This is a genomic window from Agromyces mediolanus (assembly GCF_044917495.1).
Lineage (GTDB): Bacteria > Actinomycetota > Actinomycetes > Actinomycetales > Microbacteriaceae > Agromyces > Agromyces mediolanus_B.
Genome location: NZ_JAVSSI010000001.1, coordinates 496,769 through 514,380, shown reverse-complemented (window position 1 = coordinate 514,380; position 17,612 = coordinate 496,769). Strand labels below are relative to the sequence as shown.

The window sequence follows — 17,612 nt, the reverse complement described above, 5'->3', positions numbered from 1 at the left end:
CCCGCTTCCGGATCGCGGCCCGCTCCCGGGTCGCACCGTGCGGCGCCTTCGGGAGCGCCCCGCCGCGGCGTCGCGCCGCGCTCGCGCCCGTCGACCGCTCAGGGAACGTCGGGATCGTCGAACCGCACCCGCAGCACGGGACGCTTCGTCTGCCGTCCGGCGACCGGGCGGCGCCGCTCCGTCGCGGCGCGGATCGTCTCGGCCTCGAGCGTCCGTGCGACGGCGGTCCCCTGCGCGTACTCGAACCGGACGAGCGCGCGCTCGAGCCCCTCGTCGACCGGGACGGGCCCCAGCACGTCGACGCCGGGCACGGCCTCCGTGACCGCGTCGAGCGCTCGCGCGAGCCGGTCGCGGCTGCTCGTCACGCTCGCCACGCGCACCGCGGGCGGGAACCGCAGCGCACGTCGCGTCGCGAGCTCGCGCGCGGCCCACTCGGGCTGGCGCCACGTCGCGAGCGCCGAGGCGAGGTCCCCGGCGACGCCGACGAGGAAGACCGGGGCGCCGGGAGCGGCGAGGGCGGCCGCGTTCGACCACCAGCGGAGGCAGTCCTCGGCCACGCGCAGGGTCTCCCGCAGCAGCATCCGCTCCCCGTCGAGGAGGAGGACGGCGCGGTAGCCGCCCTCGGCGAGCGGCTCGGCTCCGCGAGTCGCGACGACGAGCGCGGGCTCGGGGCCCACGCGGAGGACCGGCCGCTCGCCGTCGGAGAGGATCACCCGCGTGCGAGGGAACGCGCGGCCGAGCTCCTCCGCGGTGCGGCTCGCCCCCACCGTGGCGGCGCGGAGCTTCACTCCCTCGCAGACCGGGCAGCGCCAAGAGTTCGCGCTCGTGCCGCAGAGGGTGCACTGGGCGGCGCCGCCCGCGCGGGGCACCGCGAGCGGCCCGCCGCACGCCGTGCACTTCGCGGGCTCCCGGCAGCGGTCGCACACGAGGAGCGGGGCGTTGCCGGGCCGCGCCACCTGCACGAGCACCGGGCCGAGCGCTGCGGCCTCCTGCGCCTCCCGCCACGCCACGGACGGGATGCGGGCGGAGCCGGGTTCGGTCTGCGCCTGACGGTCGGTGACGATGACGCGCGGTCGCACCGGCTTCGCGTGCGCCACCTCGCCCACCCAGCCGAGCTCGACAAGGCGCTGCACCTCGACGCTCCGCGTGTGCCCGGCGAACAGCAGCGCGGCCCCGGACTGCTCCTGACGGATGAGTGCGGCGTCCCGCGGGTGCACGCCGGGCGCGAGGGGCTCGTTCATCAGCGCGTCGCCGTCGTCCCAGAAGGCGATAAGTCCGAGCCGGGAGGCCGGCGCGTAGACGGCGGAGCGGTTGCCGAGCAGGATGCGAGCCGACTCGCCGGTCGCGTCGAGGAACGCCCGGTAGCGCGCCGGCCCGGTCTGCCTCGCGTCGGTCCGGAGCACGCGACGGGGATCGACGAGCGCCGCGAGGGCCGCCTCGAGCTGCTCCTGGTCGCGGTAGTCGGGCACCACGAGGATGGCGCTCCGGTCGCTCGCGAGCACGGTCGCCGCCGCGAGCGCGAGCTCGCTCGCCCAGGCGCCGACCCAGGTGCCGTCGGGCAGCCGCACCGGTCGGGCGTCGGCGGCGAGCGCCATCCGCTGCCCCGTGGCGAGTCCGACCGCGAGCGGCCCGTCGGCACCGCCGGGCGGTGCCGGCGGATCGACCGGCAGCGGCCCGGAATCGGGCTCGGCGGCGAGCCACGCCCGTTCCGCGCGGACGTAGCGGCTCGGGATGGCGAGCCGCAGGATGTCGCTCGCGTTGCCCGCCGCGCGATCCGCTGCGGCGCGCGCGAGCCGCCATACCTCCGGGGTGAGCATCGGCGCCTCGGAGACGACGTCGTCGAGTTCGCTCAGCCGGCCGCCGAAGTCGCTGTGGTCGGCGAGCTCGACGAGCCAGGCGTCCGCGATGCGTCCGCCGGTGCGGAGCGGAACCCGCACGCGCATGCCGGCGCGCAGCGACTCGCGCAGCCGGTCGGGCACGCGGTAGTCGAAGAGCTGGTCGAGCTGCGGGAGCGGCGAGTCGACGAGCACCCTGGCGACGAGGTCGCCGGGCATCTCAGAGCCCGGCGGCCGTGCGGAGCGCGTCGACGCGGTCGAGCCGCTCCCAGGTGAACTCGGGCAGCTCGCGGCCGAAGTGTCCGTACGTCGCGGTCTTGGCGTAGATCGGCCGCAGCAGGTCGAGGTCGCGGATGATGGCGGCCGGCCGGAGGTCGAACACCTCCCGGATGGCACCGATGATGCGCTCCTCCGGAACCTGCGCGGTGCCGAAGGTCTCGACGTAGAGCCCGACCGGCGCAGCCGCCCCGATCGCGTAGGCGACCTGGACCTCCAGCCGGTCGGCGAGCCCCGCGGCGACCGCGTTCTTCGCGACCCAGCGCATGGCGTACGCCGCCGAGCGGTCGACCTTCGAGGGGTCCTTCCCGCTGAACGCGCCGCCGCCGTGACGGCTGGCGCCGCCGTAGGTGTCGATGATGATCTTGCGCCCCGTGAGCCCGGCGTCGCCCTGCGGACCGCCGATCTCGAAGCGGCCGGTCGGGTTGATCAGCACGCGGAGCTCGGGACGCGCGAGCTCGACGGTGTCGAGCACCGGGCGGATGACGAGCTCCTCGACCTCGGCGCGGAGCTGTTCGGTCGAGACCTTCGGCGAGTGCTGCGTGGAGAGCACCACCGTCTCGATCGTGCGCGGCGTCTGCCCCTCGTAGCCGACGGTGACCTGCGTCTTGCCGTCGGGACGGAGGTAGTCGAGCTCCCCCGCCTTCCGCACGTCGGCGAGGCGCTCGGCGAGCCGGTGCGCGAGCCAGATCGGCACGGGCATGAGCTCGGGCGTCTCGCGGACCGCGTAGCCGAACATGATGCCCTGGTCGCCGGCGCCCTGCCGGTCGAGCTCGTCGTCGCTCGCGTGCTCGCGCGCCTCGAAGGCGTGGTCGACGCCCTGGGCGATGTCGGGCGACTGCCCGCCGATCGAGACGGAGACGCCGCACGAGCGGCCGTCGAACCAGACCTCGGAGGAGTCGTAGCCGATCGAGGTGACGCGCTCGCGGACGATCGCGGGGATCTCCACGTAGCCCGAGGTCGAGACCTCCCCCGCGACGTGCACGAGCCCGGTCGTGACGAGCGTCTCGACCGCCACCCTGGCGTTCGGGTCGACGGTGAGGAGCGCATCGAGGATGGAGTCGGAGATCTGGTCGCAGATCTTGTCCGGGTGCCCCTCGGTGACCGATTCGGACGTGAAGAGGCGGAGTGCGCTCATGTTCAGCTCGTCGTTCCTTCTGGAGTGCGTGCGGCGCTGGCCGCGGGATTCAGCTTCGAGACAACCACGTCCAGGATGGCATCCGCCACCGACGCCTTGCTTCCGTGTGCTTGTGTGACGATCGCGTCATCGCGGTCGATGACGACGACCCGGTTCTCGTCGGAGGCGAAGCCCTCGCTCCAGCCGACGCGATTGACGACGAGGAGGTCGGCGCCCTTCGCGCGGCGCTTGCCGCGGCCGAGCTCCAGCAGGCGCTCCTCGTCGGGCTCGGTCTCCGCGGCGAAGCCGACGAGGAGCGTGCCGTCGTGCGGCGCCGCGCCGAGTCCGGCGAGGATGTCGGGGTTGCGGACGAGCTCGAGCGTCAGCCCGTCGCCGGAGCCGTCCTTCTTGATCTTCTGCTCGCTCACCGTGGCCGGCCGGTAGTCGGCGACGGCCGCGGCCATCACGACCACATCGGCACCGGCGGCCGCATCGACGAGCTCGCGCTGGAGTTCGAGCGCGGTGCTCACCTCGCGGACGTCGCAGCCCGCGGGGCGCGGCACCTCGAGGTTCGCGGCGACGAGCGTCACCTCGGCACCTCGAGCACGGGCGGCCTCGGCGATCGCGATCCCCTGCTTGCCGCTCGAGCGGTTGCCGAGGAAGCGCACGGGATCGAGGGGCTCGCGGGTGCCGCCGGCGCTGACGACGACGCGACGACCGGCGAGATCGCCCCTGCCGCCATCCGCGTCGAGCCTGGCCAGGGCCGCCGCGACGATCGCCTCGGGCTCCTCCAGGCGGCCGGGGCCGCGATCGGCGCCCGTCAGCTGCCCCTCGGCCGGGCCGACGATCGTCGCCCCGCGATCCCGCAGCAGGGCGATGTTCGCCCGGGTCGCCGGATGCTCCCACATCTCGGTGTGCATCGCCGGGGCGATGACGAGCGGCGCGCGACTGGCGAGCACCGTGTTGCCGAGCAGATCGTCGGCGAGGCCCGCGGCGAGCTTCGCGATCGTGTTCGCGGTCGCCGGGGCGATCACGATGAGGTCGGCCGCCTGCCCGATGGCGACATGGCGGACCTCGGCGACCCCCTCGTACAGCTCGGTGTGCACCGGGTTGCGCGAGATCGCCTCGAGCGTCGGCCGGCCGACGAAGCGGAGCGCGGCCTCGGTCGGCACGACGTGGACGTCGTGCCCGGCCAGCACGAGCTGGCGCACGACGCCGACCGCCTTGTACGCGGCGATGCCGCCGGTGATGCCGACGACGATGTTCAGCCGGCTCGTCGTGCCCGCCACGCGGTCGGCTTACTCGCTGATGGGACGGAGGCGCAGCTTGTCCTCGTTGATCTCGTGCATCGCCACGGTGAGCGGCTTGTCATCGATCGACGAGTCGACGAGCGGGCCGACGTTGTCGAAGAGGCTTCCCTCGTGCAGATCGGCGTAGTAGTCGTTGATCTGGCGGGCGCGCTTCGACGCGAAGATGACCAGCTGGTACTTCGAGTCGACCTTCGACAGCAGGTCGTCGATGGGCGGGTCGATGATGCCGGACAGCTTCTCAGCCATGGAGTGACTCCTCGCTTCGGTGACGCGCACGGTGCGTGCGCGAAAGATCGTGGCCCGGTCGCCCGAACTGCGGGCAGCTCAATGACGACCCTTGCGGGGCCGCATCAAGTCTACGACCTTTTGGGCGGCCTCGCCGACCTCGTGGTTCACGACCTGGTGATCGAACTCGTCGGCGGAGGCCAGTTCGACCTTCGCCGTCTCCAGACGGCGCTGCTGCTCGGCCGGTCCCTCGGTGCCGCGGCCGACGAGTCGGCGGACGAGTTCGTCCCAGCTCGGCGGCTGCAGGAAGACGAGCGTCGCCTCGGGCATCGCCCGGCGGACGGCGCGGGCGCCCTGGATGTCGATCTCGAGCAGCACGCTGTCGCCGGCGGCGATCGCCCGCTCGACGGGTCCCCGGGGGGTGCCGTAGCGCGAGGCGTTGTGCACGGTGGCCCACTCGAGGAGCTCGCCCGTCTCGATCATCCGGTCGAACTCGGCGTCGTCGACGAAGAAGTAGTGCTCGCCGTCGATCTCGCCCGGTCGCGGCGCGCGCGTCGTGGCCGACACCGAGAGCTTGACCTCGGGGTGGTGGTCGCGGATGTACCCGGCGACCGTGCCCTTGCCGACGGCGGTCGGGCCGGCGAGCACGACGAGCCGGTCCCCCGTCCCGCCGTGCGCGGCGACCCACTCGGCGACGAAGCCGCGGAGCCGGCGGCGCTGCAGCCGGCCGAGCCCGCCGAGGCGCTTCGCGGGCGAGATCTGCAGCTCCTCCATGATGCGCTCGGTCTTCGTGCGCCCGATCGCCGGGATCGCGCCGAGGAACTCGGTCACCCGGAGCCGGCCCTCGACGCCCTCGGGGTCGTCGAACGCGACGCGGAGCACGTCGAGCGGGCTGCGGCGCCCCTCGGCGACCTCCTGCTTCACGATCGCACGCGCTCGGCGCGCGGCGACCGCGGCGCGGGAGGCGGCGACTCGGTCGACCTCTGGCGGGGTGGGGGTGGTCCGATCAGGCACCGAGCGATCCTACCTCGCCGGCGCGGCGTCGGACCGCCTCGCCGATCTCGTCCGGCCCCGCTGCGAGCACCGATCGCGACTCGTTCACGATCGTGCCGGCGGCGAGCCGCCCGAACAGATCGCCGAGCTGCGAGGCGTCGCCGCCCTGGTGCCCGAAGCCCGGTGCGAGCACCGGCAGCCCTGGGGCCTCGCCGTACGCGTCCGGGTCGATGCCGACCGCGCGGAGATCGACGGTGGCGCCGATCACGACGCCGGCATCGCCGAGGGTGCGGCCCGCGGCATCCGGCTGCGCGCGGTTCCAGGCGTCGACGCCGTCGACCATCGCGGAGGCGATGGTGCGGCCGGCGCGGCTCGACTGGCGCAGCTCGGCGGTCTGCACGGGCCCCGACTCCGGGTTGGACGTGGCGGCGAGGACGAAGACGCCCTTGCCGACGGCCGCCGCCCGCTCCATCACCGGCGCGAGCGTGGCGAGCCCTTGGTACGGGTTCAGCGTGAGGGCGTCCGCCTCGAGCGGCGAGCCCGGGCGCAGCCAGGCATCCGCGTAGCCGGCGAGCGTCGAGCCGATGTCGCCGCGCTTCGCGTCGGCGATCACGAGCAGCCCAGCGTCGCGCGCCTCGGCGAGCACCCGCTCCAGCGCCGCGTAGCCGGCCGCGCCGTGCCGTTCGTAGAACGACACCTGCGGCTTCACGATGCCGATCTGGCCCGCGGCCGCGTCGACGACCCGGAGGCCGAACTCGCGGACGCCCGTGCCCGAGTCGGGCAGCCCCCAGCTCTCGAGGAGCTCGGCGTGCGGATCGATGCCGACGCAGAGCCGGCCGTAGGCGGCGAACGCCGCCGCCAGCCGGTCCCCGAATGCGACGGTCACGCTCACGCGGCACCCTCCCGGCGGCGGCCGTACTCCTGCAGGCTCGTCACCTCGAAGCCCGTGCCGACCACGTCGAGCGACGCGACGGCCGCCGAGAGCTCGGCGATCGTCGTGAAGAGCGGGATGCCCGCCGCCACCGCGGCCGCGCGGATCTCGTAGCCGTCGGCACGCGCGGAGCGGCCGCTCGGCGTGTTCACGACCACGTCGACCTCGCCGCGGTGGATGAGCTCCACGACGCTCGTCGCCTCGGCGTCGGGCTTGTCGTGGAACTTCAGCACCTCGCTCGCGCGGATGCCGTTGCGGCGCAGCACCTCCGCCGTGCCCTCGGTGGCGGCGATCTCGTAGCCGAGCTGCTGCAGCCGGAGCACCGGCAGGATCGCGGCGCGCTTGTCGCGGTCGGAGACCGAGACGAAGACGGTGCCGGATGCCGGAACGCCGCCGTACGCGGCCAGCTGGCTCTTCGCGAACGCCGTCGGGAAGTCGCGGTCGATGCCCATGACCTCGCCGGTCGAGCGCATCTCCGGGCCGAGCACCGAATCGACCATGCCGCCCTCGCGCGTGCGGAAGCGGTGGAACGGCAGCACGGCCTCCTTCACCGCGACCGGGGCGTCGAGGGGCACCCGGGAGCCGTCGTCCGCGGGGAGCATCCCCTCGTCGACGAGCTCGCGGACGGTCGCCCCGACCATGATCCGGCTCGCCGCCTTCGCGAGCGGGATGCCGAGCGCCTTCGACACGAACGGCACCGTGCGGCTCGCGCGGGGGTTCGCCTCGAGCACGTAGAGGACGCCGGCGCCGATCGCGAACTGCACGTTCAGCAGGCCCTGCACCCCGATGCCCTCGGCGATCGCGCGCGTCGCCTCGCGCACCCGGTCGACCTCGGCGCGGCCGAGGGTCACGGGCGGGAGGGTGCAGCTCGAGTCGCCGGAGTGGATGCCGGCCTCCTCGATGTGCTCCATGACGCCGCCGATGTACAGCTCGGTGCCGTCGTAGAGCGCGTCGACGTCGATCTCGATCGCGTCGTCGAGGAAGCGGTCCACGAGCAGCGGGTGGCTCGGGCCGACGATGCCCTGACCCTCGATGCGGTCGAAGTATTCGGCGAGGTTGCCGCTGTCGTAGACGATCTCCATGCCGCGGCCGCCGAGCACGTAGCTCGGACGCACGAGCACGGGGTAGCCGATGCCCTCCGCGATCTGCTGGGCGCCCGCGAGGTCGACGGCGGTGCCGTTGCGCGGCGCGAGGAGGCCCGCGTCTTCGAGGATCCCGGCGAAGAGGCCGCGCTCCTCCGCGAGGTCGATCGCCGAGGGCGAGGTGCCGAGGATCGGCACGCCGGCCGCCTCGAGTCCCTTCGCGAGACCGAGCGCGGTCTGGCCGCCGAGCTGGACGACGACCCCGACGAGCTCGCCGGACTGCGACTCCGCGTGGATGACCTCGAGCACGTCCTCGAGCGTGAGCGGCTCGAAGTAGAGCCGGTCGCTCGTGTCGTAGTCGGTCGAGACCGTCTCCGGGTTGCAGTTGATCATGATCGTCTCGAAGCCCGCGTCGTGCAGGGCGAAGGAGGCGTGCACGCAGGAGTAGTCGAACTCCACGCCCTGACCGATGCGGTTCGGGCCGGAGCCGAGGATGACGACCTTGCGGCGGTCGCTCGGGGCGACCTCCGTCTCCTGGTCGTAGCTCGAGTAGTGGTACGGCGTGAGCGCCGGGAACTCCCCCGCGCACGTGTCGACGGTCTTGTAGACCGGGCGGATGCCGAGGATGTGCCGGACCTCGCGGGCGTCCTGCTCGCTGCCGAAGCCGCGGAGCTGGGCGATCTGCGCGTCGGAGAAGCCGTGGTCCTTCGCGAGCAGGATCGTCTCGGTGTCGAGCGCGTCGGCGGCGGCGATCGTGTCGGCGACCTCGTTGATCAGCACGATCTGGTCGAGGAACCACGGGTCGATCTTCGTCGCCTCGAAGGCCTGCTCGATCGTGGCGCCCTTGCGGAGCGCCTGCTGCACGAGCACGATGCGGCCGTCGGTCGGCGTCTGCGCGAGCTCGAGGAGCTCCTCGACGCTGCGCTCCTCCTCGCCCCAGTGGAACGAGGAGCCGCGCTTCTCGAGCGAGCGCAGGGCCTTCTGCAGGGCCGTCGCGTAGTTGCGGCCGATCGCCATGGCCTCGCCGACCGACTTCATGGTGGTCGTGAGGGTCGGGTCGGCGGCCGGGAACTTCTCGAACGCGAAGCGCGGCACCTTCACGACGACGTAGTCGAGCGTCGGCTCGAAGCTCGCCGGGGTCACCCGGGTGATGTCGTTCGGGATCTCGTCGAGGCGGTAGCCGATCGCGAGCTTCGCCGCGATCTTCGCGATCGGGAAGCCCGTCGCCTTCGACGCGAGTGCCGAGGAGCGCGACACGCGGGGGTTCATCTCGATGACGATGACGCGGCCGTTCGACGGGTCGATGGCGAACTGGATGTTGCAGCCGCCGGTGTCGACGCCGACGGCGCGGATGATGTCGATGCCGATGTCGCGGAGGCGCTGGTACTCGCGGTCGGTGAGCGTCAGCGCAGGCGCCACGGTGATCGAGTCGCCCGTGTGGACGCCGACCGGGTCGACGTTTTCGATCGAGCACACGACGACGGTGTTGTCGTGCGTGTCGCGCATGAGCTCGAGCTCGTACTCCTTCCAGCCGAGGATCGACTCCTCGAGGAGCACCTCGGTGGTGGGCGAGTCGTGCAGACCGGCGCCGGCGATGCGGCGGAGGTCGGTCTCGTCGTACGCGAAGCCGGAGCCCAGGCCGCCCATCGTGAACGAGGGGCGGACGACGAGCGGGTAGCCGAGGTCCTCCGCGGCCGCGAGTACCTCGTCCATCGTGTGCGCGATGTGCGAGCGGGCGACGTCGGCGCCGCACTCCACGACGAGCTCCTTGAAGAGCTGGCGGTCCTCGCCCTTGCGGATGGCGTCGACCTTCGCGCCGATGAGTTCGACGCCGTGCTTCTCGAGGATTCCCGCGTCGTGCAGGGCGATCGCCGCGTTCAGCGCGGTCTGCCCGCCGAGCGTCGGCAGGATCGCGTCGGGGCGCTCCTTGACGATGATCGACTCGATGATCTCCGGCGTGATCGGCTCGATGTACGTCGCGTCGGCGAAGTCGGGATCGGTCATGATCGTCGCGGGGTTCGGGTTCACGAGGATGACGCGGACGCCCTCCGCGCGGAGGACCCGGCAGGCCTGCGTGCCCGAGTAGTCGAACTCGGCCGCCTGGCCGATGACGATCGGGCCGGAGCCGATGACGAGGACGGAATTGATGTCGTCGCGCTTGGGCATTAGTCGCGGTTCTCCTTGCTCGCGATGACCAGCTCGCGGAAACGATCGAAGAGGTAGTTCGCGTCGTGCGGGCCGGCAGCCGACTCCGGGTGGTACTGGACGCTGAACGCGGGGATGTCGAGGCAGTTGAGGCCCTCGACCACGTCGTCGTTGAGGTCGACATGGCTGACCTCAACGCGGCCGAAGCCCTCGCTCGACTCGCTCACGCGGTCGATCGGGGCGTCGACGGCGAAGCCGTGGTTGTGCGCCGTGATCTCGACCCGGCCGGTGGCCTTGTCGAGCACGGGCTGGTTGATGCCGCGGTGGCCGAAGGGCAGCTTGTAGGTGCCGAAGCCGAGGGCGCGGCCGAGCAGCTGATTGCCGAAGCAGATCCCGAAGTAGGGCCGGCCGTCGCGGAGCGACTCGCGGAGGAGCTCCACGTGGCGGTCGCTCGCACTCGGGTCGCCGGGCCCGTTCGAGAAGAACAACGCGTCGGGCTCGAGCGCGCGCACCTCCTCGATCGTGACCGTCTGCGGCAGCACCTCCACGTCGAAGCCGCGCTCCGCGAGGAAGTTCAGCGTCGAGGTCTTCACCCCGAGGTCGAGCACCGCGACGGTGCCGATCCGCTCGCCGGTAGCGGGCAGCGAGTAGCGCTCGCCCGTCGACACCTCGCCGGAGAGGTTCTGCCCCGACATCTCGGCGCCGCCGAGCACGAGGTCGAGCTGCTCGCCCGCGCTCAGCGCCGCGTCCTCACCGGAGAACACGCCGGCGCGCATGGCCCCGGCGTCGCGGATGCGGCGCGTGACCGCGCGGGTGTCGATGCCGGAGATGCCGACGATGCCCGCCGCCGCGAGGTCGTCGTCGAGGCTCCGCTGCGAGCGGAAGTTCGAGACGACGCGGGAGGGGTCGCGCACGACGAAGCCGGCCACCCAGATCTGCTTGGACTCCATGTCCTCGTCGTTCATGCCCGTGTTGCCGATGTGCGGCGCGGTCATGAGCACGATCTGCCCCGCGTACGACGGGTCGGTGAGCGTCTCCTGGTAGCCGGTCATGCCGGTCGCGAAGACCGCCTCGCCGAGCGTGCGGCCGAGGGCGCCGTACGCGCGTCCCTCGTAGCGGGTTCCGTCCTCGAGGACGAGCACGGCGGGGGCCGTGCGGGTCGTGGTCTCAGTCACCAGAGGCCTCGCCTTCCTGTTGCGACCGCGGCGCCTCGGCCGCGGTGATGTCCGTGACGGCGTCGATGATCCGGGCGGTGTCGCCCGGGTATCGCGCCCGAAGATAACTGTCGATGCGCACCGGCACTTCGCCGGGCTCCGACTCCTGCGGCTGCCAGGTGAGGGCAACCAGCCCCTCGGCCTCGACGCCGCGGTCGATCGCGTGGCTCGCCGCGCCGACGCCGACGATGCGCTCCACCGGGACGAAGCTCGCCGGCTCCCCCGCGATGCGGAGCAGCACGCCGGCGTCGAACACCTCGAGGTGCGCGGCGCCGCGGAACGCGAGCCCGTCGACGGCGAGCCGCTCGAACGGCTCGTCCTCGGGGGTGGAGGCGACGTAGAGCACCTCCGTCTCGAGGATCGACGCAGCGAGGGCGGTGGGCACCGGGAACGCCGACAGCCGGGCGTCGCGCGCCCGTCGTCGGCGCCAGGAGCGGACCATGAGCCAGACGACGACCGCGACGATGAGCACCGCGACGATCGCGCCGATGAGCTTATCCATCGCCGCCCCCCGCTTCTGCTGCGAGGCGCGCGACCTCGTCGGCATCGCGGACCGCGCCGTCGCTGACCGTGGCGTAGCCCTGGTGGAACGTCCAGCGCACCGAGCCGGGCAGCGTCTCGCCCAGGTAGGGCGAGTTCGTGCTGCGGCCGGCGAGCCGGTCGAGGTCGAACTCCCCGTTCGCGGCCGGGTCGTAGAGCACCAGCTCGGCGGGGGCGCCGGGTTCGATCGCGTTGCCCTGGCCGGCGAGCCGGCCGATGCGCGCGGGCGACTCGCTCAGCACGCGGGCGACGTCGGCCCAGCCCAGCCGTCCGGGCTCGACCATGGTGCGGTGCACGACGGAGAGCGCCGACTCCAGTCCGACCATGCCGTTCGCCGAGACGTCCCACTCGCCCTCCTTCGCCTCGACCGGATGCGGCGCGTGGTCGGTGGCGACGATGTCGATGGTGCCGTCGGCGAGCGCCTCGCGGAGAGCCTCGACGTCCTCGGCGCGCCGGAGCGGCGGGTTCACCTTGAACCGCGGGTCGTAGCTCGCGACGCGCTCCTCGGTGAGCAGGAGGTGGTGCGGCGTCACCTCGGCGGTGACGTCGATGCCCCGGGCCTTCGCCCAGCGGATGACCTCGACGGAGCCGGCGGTCGAGACGTGGCAGACGTGGAGGCGGCTGCCGACGTGCTCGGCGAGGAGCACGTCCCGCGCGATGATCGACTCCTCGGCGACCGCGGGCCATCCCGTGAGTCCGAGCTCGCCGGAGAGCGCGCCCTCGTTCATCTGGGCGCCCTCGGTGAGGCGGGGCTCCTGGGCGTGCTGGGCGATCACGCCGCCGAACGCCTTCACGTACTCGAGCGCGCGGCGCATGAGCAGCGGGTCGTGCACGCAGAAGCCGTCGTCCGAGAACACCCGGACGCGGGCGCGGGAGTGCGCCATCGCGCCGAGCTCGGCGAGCCGTTCGCCGGCGAGTCCGACCGTGACGGCGCCGATCGGTTGCACCGCGGCGTACCCCGCCGCGCGGCCGAGGCTGAGCTCCTGCTCCACGACGCCCGCCGTGTCGGCGACCGGCGAGGTGTTCGCCATCGCGAACACCGCGGTGAACCCGCCCGCGGCTGCGGCGCGCGTGCCGGTGAGCACCGTCTCGCTCTGCTCGTAGCCGGGCTCGCGGAGGTGCGTGTGCAGGTCGACGAGGCCGGGCAGCGCGATGAGGCCGTCGGCGTCGATGCGCTCGGCGCCGTGCGCGTCGAGCCCGGAGCCGAGCTCGACGATCCGGCCGCCCTCGAGCAGCAGGTCCGTGCGCTCGCCGGTCGGCAGCTGCGCCCCGACGATCAGGTGGCGTTCGCTCATGCGACGGCCCCCCGTTCACCGGACAGCAGCAGATAGAGGGCGGCCATTCTCACTGATACTCCGTTCGCGACCTGCTCGCGCACCGTGGACTGCGGCGAATCGGCCGCGCGTGCTGCGATCTCGAGACCGCGGTTCATCGGTCCGGGGTGCATGACCATCGTAGTGTCGGGAAGCGCGTCGAACCGTGCGTCGTCGAGCCCCCAGGTGCGGGCGTACTCCCGGCTGTTCGGGAAGAAGGCGCCGTGCATCCGCTCCGCCTGGATGCGGAGCATCATGACGACGTCGGGACGGCGGCCGAGCGCCTCGTCGAGATCGAACGAGGTCGTCACCGGCCAGCGGCTCGTATCGACGGGCAGCAGCGTCGGCGGCGCCACGAGCTCGACCTCCGCGCCGAGCGTCGGCAGCAGCCAGGAGTTCGAGCGGGCGACCCGCGAGTGCAGCACGTCGCCGACGATGAGCACGCGTGCCCCGTCGAGGCCGCGACCGCGGGAGGCCGCCCCGTGCAGCCGCCGGCGCATCGTGAATGCGTCGAGGAGGGCCTGGGTCGGGTGCTCGTGGGTGCCGTCGCCCGCGTTCACGACGCCCGCGTCGATCCAACCGCTCGTCGCGAGCGTGAGCGGAGCGCCGGAGGCGGGATGGCGGATGACGACGCCGTCCGCGCCCATCGCCTGCAGCGTCTGCGCGGTGTCCTTCAGGCTCTCGCCCTTCGAGACGCTCGAGCCCTTGGCGCTGAAGTTGATGACGTCGGCGGAGAGCCGCTTCGCCGCGGCCTCGAAGGAGATGCGCGTGCGCGTGGAGTCCTCGAAGAAGAGGTTCACGACCGTCTTCCCGCGGAGCGTCGGCAGCTTCTTCACCTCGCGCTCCTGCACGGCGGCCATGTCCTCGGCGATGTCGAGGAGCTCGATGGCCTGCTCGCGGGACAGCTCCCGCGTGCCGAGGAGGTGGTTCACTTCGCCTCCCCCGCGACCGGCGCCGGCTCGCCCGGCGCGGTCTCGAGCGACGCGGTCTCGATCGCGACGCCCTCGTCGCCGTCGACCTCGAGGAGGCGGACGTTGATGCGCTCCTCGTGCGAGGACGGCAGGTTCTTGCCGACGAAGTCCGCCCGGATCGGGAACTCGCGGTGGCCGCGGTCGACGAGCACGGCGAGACGCACCGCGCGGGCCCGACCGAGGTCGGACAGCGCGTCGAACGCGGCGCGGATGGTGCGCCCCGAATACAGCACGTCGTCGACGAGGACGACGGTGCGCCCGTCGATCCCGCCCGGCGGGACCTCCGTCGGCTGCGGGGTGCGCGTGCGCGTGCGCGAGAGGTCGTCGCGGTACATCGTGACGTCGATCGAGCCGACGGGGACCGGAGCCGCGTCGGGTTCGATGCGGGCGATCGTCTCGGCGATGCGCCGGGCGAGGACGACGCCACGGGTCGGGATGCCGAGGATGACGAGGTCGCTTCCCCCGCGGTTGGATTCGAGGATCTCGTGCGAGATGCGGGTCAGCGCCCGTTGGATGTCAGCCTGCGTGAGCACAGCGCGTGCCACTGCGGCCTCCCTTCTCCGCCTCACTGGACGGCCTTAAAGGTGCCAAACTCCGTCGAGTCTAGCAGCGCGGCCGACGCGGTTCCGTCCTGCGTACGATGCAGGAGTGACTTCTCCCCGGCCGCGACGGTCGCACCTCGTCGACCTCGCCCCGCTCCGGGAGTCGCCGGCCTTCGCCCGCCTCTGGATCGGCGGCACCATCGCCGGCGTCGGCGCGCAGCTGACCGTGCTGGCGGTGGGCCTCCAGCTCTACGAGCTCACCTCCTCGACGCTCGCCGTCGGGCTCGTGGGCGGCATCGCACTCCTGCCGATGCTCGTGGCCGGGCTCTGGGGCGGTGTCCTCGCCGACGCGCTCGACCGTCGGCGCGTGCTCATCGTGAGCGCGAGCACCACGTGGGCGGCGACGGCGGCGCTCGTCGCCGTGTCGGCGTTCAGCGCGGCCGAGCACGCCGAGGGCCGCACGGTCGACATCGGGCCGTTCTACGTCCTGACCACCCTCATCTCCGTCTGCGCGACCGTCACCGGCGCGACCCGCACCGCCGTGACCCCCCGGCTGCTCGCGCCCGCGCTCGTCTCCCGCGCGGCGGCGCTCAGCGGGATCGGCATCGGGGTGCAGCTCACCCTCGGGCCCGCCCTCGGCGGCCTGCTCGTGGCCGCGGTCGGCTACCCGCTCACCTTCGCCGTCGACCTCGTGCTCTTCAGCGCCGGCTTCCTCGGCATCCTGACGCTGCCCGCCGTGCCGCCCAGCCCGGCGAACGGACCCGCACGCCGCACCGGCTTCGCGGCGCTCGCCGACGGATTCCGCTTCCTGCGGCAGGCGCCCAACATCCGGGCCGGATTCCTCATCGACCTCGCCGCGATGACGTTCGGGCGCCCATACGCCCTGTTCCCGGCGGTGGGCGCCGTCGTCATCGGCGGCGGCGCGGCGACCGCCGGCGCCCTCACCGCGGCGTTCGCGGTGGGCACCTTCCTCACCAGCTTGCTGAGCGGACGGGTCATGCATGTCCGGCGCTACGGGCTCGCGATCGGCCGCTCGGTGATGGTCTACGGCGCCTGCGTGGCCGGATTCGGCGGCGTGATCGCGACGACGGCGTTCACCGGCGCGGATCCGGGCGCCACAGCCGCGGTGAACGTGCCCGCGCTCCTCATCGCCGCGGTGCTGCTCGCCGGCGCCGGGGCCTCGGACGAGGTGAGCGCGATCTTCCGCAGCACGATGCTGATGACGGCCGTGCCCGACGAGCTCCAGGGCCGGATGCAGGGCGTCTTCCAGGTCGTCGTCACCGGCGGACCGCGGCTCGGCGACCTCTGGGTCGGCATCCTCGCGACCGCCGTCGTGCTCTGGTTCCCGCCGCTCCTCGGCGGCCTGCTCGTCATCGCCGCGGCCGCCGCGATTCTCCGGGTGCAGCGCGGCTTCCGCGAGTACGACGCGAGGCACCCCGCGCCCTGAGCCGCGGGCTCGCCGAGAGGTGGCCTCACCCCCACCCGCCCCGGCCCGAGTTGCCCGAACTTCATGAAAGCCGGGCGACTCCGGATTCCGATCGCTCGGATCACGCGGCGTTGACGAAGCCGCCGCCGCGCACGTAGTCTGGCGCGACCTGGATCAGCAGACAGGTCAACACTGAGCTGGCACCACTCCTCCACCGTCGAAGGGATGCCGCTCATGGCACGAGTCTGGATCAAGAACCCCGCCGCCGTCTTCACCGCCCACGGTGCGACGCCCGGTACCGCCGCGGGCGGCATCGTCGTCGACGACGGCGTGATCGCCGAGCTGCTGCCCGCGGGCGGATCGCCCGCGGCCCCGGTGGACGAGGTCTTCGACGCCGGGAACCACGTCGTCCTCCCCGGCCTGATCAACACCCACCACCACTTCTTCCAGACGCTCACCCGCGCCTGGGCGCCGGTCGCCGACGCGAAGCTGTTCCCCTGGCTGCAGGGCCTCTACCCCGTCTGGGCCCGCCTCACCCCCGAGAGCCTCGAGCTCGCGGTCACCGTCGCGCTCGCCGAGCTCCTCCTCTCCGGCTGCACGACCGCCGCCGATCACCACTACGTCTTCCCGAACGGGCTCGACGAGGCGATCGACCTTGAGGTCGAGGCCGTCCGCCGGCTCGGCATGCGCGCGACCCTCACCCGCGGCTCGATGACACTGGGCCAGCGCGACGGGGGCCTGCCGCCGCAGAGCGTCGTGCAGGACGGGGACGTCATCCTCGCGGACTCGGAGCGGCTCATCGACCGCTACCACGACACCTCCCCCGGCGCCGACATCCAGATCGCCCTCGCCCCGTGCTCGCCGTTCTCGGTCACGCGCGAGATCATGGCCGAGAGCGCGGAGCTCGCCGCCCGCCGCGGCGTGCGCCTGCACACGCACCTCGCCGAGACGCTCGACGAGGAGGACTTCTGCCGGGAGCGCTTCGGTCTCCGCACGGTCGACTACCTCGAGAGCGTCGGCTGGCTCGGGCCGCAGAGCTGGCTCGGGCACGGCATCCACTTCGACGACCAGGAGATCGCCCGGCTCGGCGCCGCGGGCACCGGCGTCGCGCACTGCCCGACCTCGAACATGCGGCTCGCCTCCGGCATCGCCCGCGCGATCGAGCTCGAGGACGCCGGCGTGCCGCTCGGACTCGGCGTCGACGGTTCGGCCTCGAACGACTCCTCGAACCTCATCCAGGAGGTGCGCCAGGCGCTCTACCTGCAGCGGCTCCGCTACGGCGCCGACGTGCCCGTGTCCCGCGCGCTCGGCTGGGCGACGCTCGGCTCCGCTCGGGCGCTCGGACGCGACGGGGAGCTGGGATCGATCGAGCTCGGCAAGCAGGCCGACCTCGCGCTCTTCACCCTCGACGAGCTGCGCTTCTCGGGGAGCCACGACCCGATCGCCGCGCTCGTGCTGTGCGGCGCCGACCGGGCCGACCGCGTGATGGTCGGCGGGCAGTGGCGCGTCGTCGACGGTCGGATCCCCGGGCTCGACCTCGACGGCCTCATCCGCGCGCATTCGACCGCCGCACGCCGTCTCGTCGTCGGCTGAGACGCGACCGCAGGCGCAGAACGTAGACCCGAACCGCAGACCCGAACCGCAGACGCAGAACGGCGGGCCGCTCCTGGCGGCCCGCCGTTCCGTCTGCTG

General features: G+C 72.9%; 14 protein-coding genes. 2 read left to right on the top strand and 12 right to left on the bottom strand.

What is annotated here, in order from left to right; genetic code table 11:
- Window positions 1-98: 98 nt before the first annotated feature.
- The 12 genes from ROT00_RS02455 to pyrR form a co-directional block, all read right to left on the bottom strand.
- Window positions 99-2,054 (bottom strand): primosomal protein N' family DNA-binding protein, encoded by a 1,956-nt coding sequence (locus ROT00_RS02455; protein WP_404772055.1) that lies wholly within the window; start codon window positions 2,052-2,054, stop codon window positions 99-101.
- Window position 2,055: 1 nt separating this feature from the next.
- Window positions 2,056-3,249, bottom strand: coding sequence for a methionine adenosyltransferase (metK, locus tag ROT00_RS02450; protein ID WP_404772054.1), 1,194 nt, complete (start codon window positions 3,247-3,249; stop codon window positions 2,056-2,058).
- A gap of 2 nt (window positions 3,250-3,251) precedes the next feature.
- Window positions 3,252-4,496 (bottom strand): bifunctional phosphopantothenoylcysteine decarboxylase/phosphopantothenate--cysteine ligase CoaBC, encoded by a 1,245-nt coding sequence (gene coaBC, locus ROT00_RS02445; protein WP_404772150.1) that lies wholly within the window; start codon window positions 4,494-4,496, stop codon window positions 3,252-3,254.
- Window positions 4,497-4,526: 30 nt separating this feature from the next.
- Window positions 4,527-4,784 (bottom strand): DNA-directed RNA polymerase subunit omega, encoded by a 258-nt coding sequence (gene rpoZ, locus ROT00_RS02440; RefSeq protein WP_189084914.1) that lies wholly within the window; start codon window positions 4,782-4,784, stop codon window positions 4,527-4,529.
- Window positions 4,785-4,862: 78 nt separating this feature from the next.
- Complete coding sequence (gmk, locus tag ROT00_RS02435) at window positions 4,863-5,777, bottom strand: guanylate kinase (RefSeq protein ID WP_404772053.1); 915 nt, start codon at window positions 5,775-5,777, stop codon at window positions 4,863-4,865.
- Window positions 5,770-6,642, bottom strand: coding sequence for an orotidine-5'-phosphate decarboxylase (gene pyrF / locus ROT00_RS02430; RefSeq protein WP_404772148.1), 873 nt, complete (start codon window positions 6,640-6,642; stop codon window positions 5,770-5,772). Before pyrF ends, gmk begins: the two co-directional genes overlap by 8 nt.
- A 2-nt stretch (window positions 6,643-6,644) precedes the next feature.
- Window positions 6,645-9,935: a carbamoyl-phosphate synthase large subunit gene (carB, locus tag ROT00_RS02425; protein ID WP_404772052.1), complete on the bottom strand. Its 3,291-nt coding sequence runs from the start codon at window positions 9,933-9,935 to the stop codon at window positions 6,645-6,647.
- A complete protein-coding gene (carA, locus tag ROT00_RS02420; RefSeq protein ID WP_404772051.1) occupies window positions 9,935-11,089 on the bottom strand; it encodes a glutamine-hydrolyzing carbamoyl-phosphate synthase small subunit in 1,155 nt (384 codons plus the stop codon). The genes carB and carA overlap by 1 nt, the downstream gene beginning before the upstream one ends.
- Window positions 11,082-11,630 (bottom strand): PH-like domain-containing protein, encoded by a 549-nt coding sequence (locus tag ROT00_RS02415; RefSeq protein WP_404772049.1) that lies wholly within the window; start codon window positions 11,628-11,630, stop codon window positions 11,082-11,084. The genes carA and ROT00_RS02415 overlap by 8 nt, the downstream gene beginning before the upstream one ends.
- Window positions 11,623-12,963 (bottom strand): dihydroorotase, encoded by a 1,341-nt coding sequence (locus ROT00_RS02410; RefSeq protein ID WP_404772048.1) that lies wholly within the window; start codon window positions 12,961-12,963, stop codon window positions 11,623-11,625. The genes ROT00_RS02415 and ROT00_RS02410 overlap by 8 nt, the downstream gene beginning before the upstream one ends.
- Window positions 12,960-13,913 (bottom strand): aspartate carbamoyltransferase catalytic subunit, encoded by a 954-nt coding sequence (locus ROT00_RS02405; RefSeq protein ID WP_404772046.1) that lies wholly within the window; start codon window positions 13,911-13,913, stop codon window positions 12,960-12,962. The genes ROT00_RS02410 and ROT00_RS02405 overlap by 4 nt, the downstream gene beginning before the upstream one ends.
- Complete coding sequence (gene pyrR / locus ROT00_RS02400) at window positions 13,910-14,497, bottom strand: bifunctional pyr operon transcriptional regulator/uracil phosphoribosyltransferase PyrR (RefSeq protein ID WP_404772044.1); 588 nt, start codon at window positions 14,495-14,497, stop codon at window positions 13,910-13,912. The genes ROT00_RS02405 and pyrR overlap by 4 nt, the downstream gene beginning before the upstream one ends.
- A gap of 103 nt (window positions 14,498-14,600) precedes the next feature.
- On the opposite strand from pyrR, the gene ROT00_RS02395 reads away from it, so the two are divergent.
- Window positions 14,601-15,941, top strand: a complete 1,341-nt coding sequence (locus ROT00_RS02395; protein WP_404772043.1) for an MFS transporter — start codon at window positions 14,601-14,603, stop codon at window positions 15,939-15,941.
- A gap of 213 nt (window positions 15,942-16,154) precedes the next feature.
- Window positions 16,155-17,513 carry an 8-oxoguanine deaminase gene (locus tag ROT00_RS02390; protein ID WP_404772042.1) on the top strand — a complete coding sequence of 453 codons (1,359 nt, stop codon included), beginning with the start codon at window positions 16,155-16,157 and terminating at the stop codon, window positions 17,511-17,513.
- Window positions 17,514-17,612: the final 99 nt, after the last annotated feature.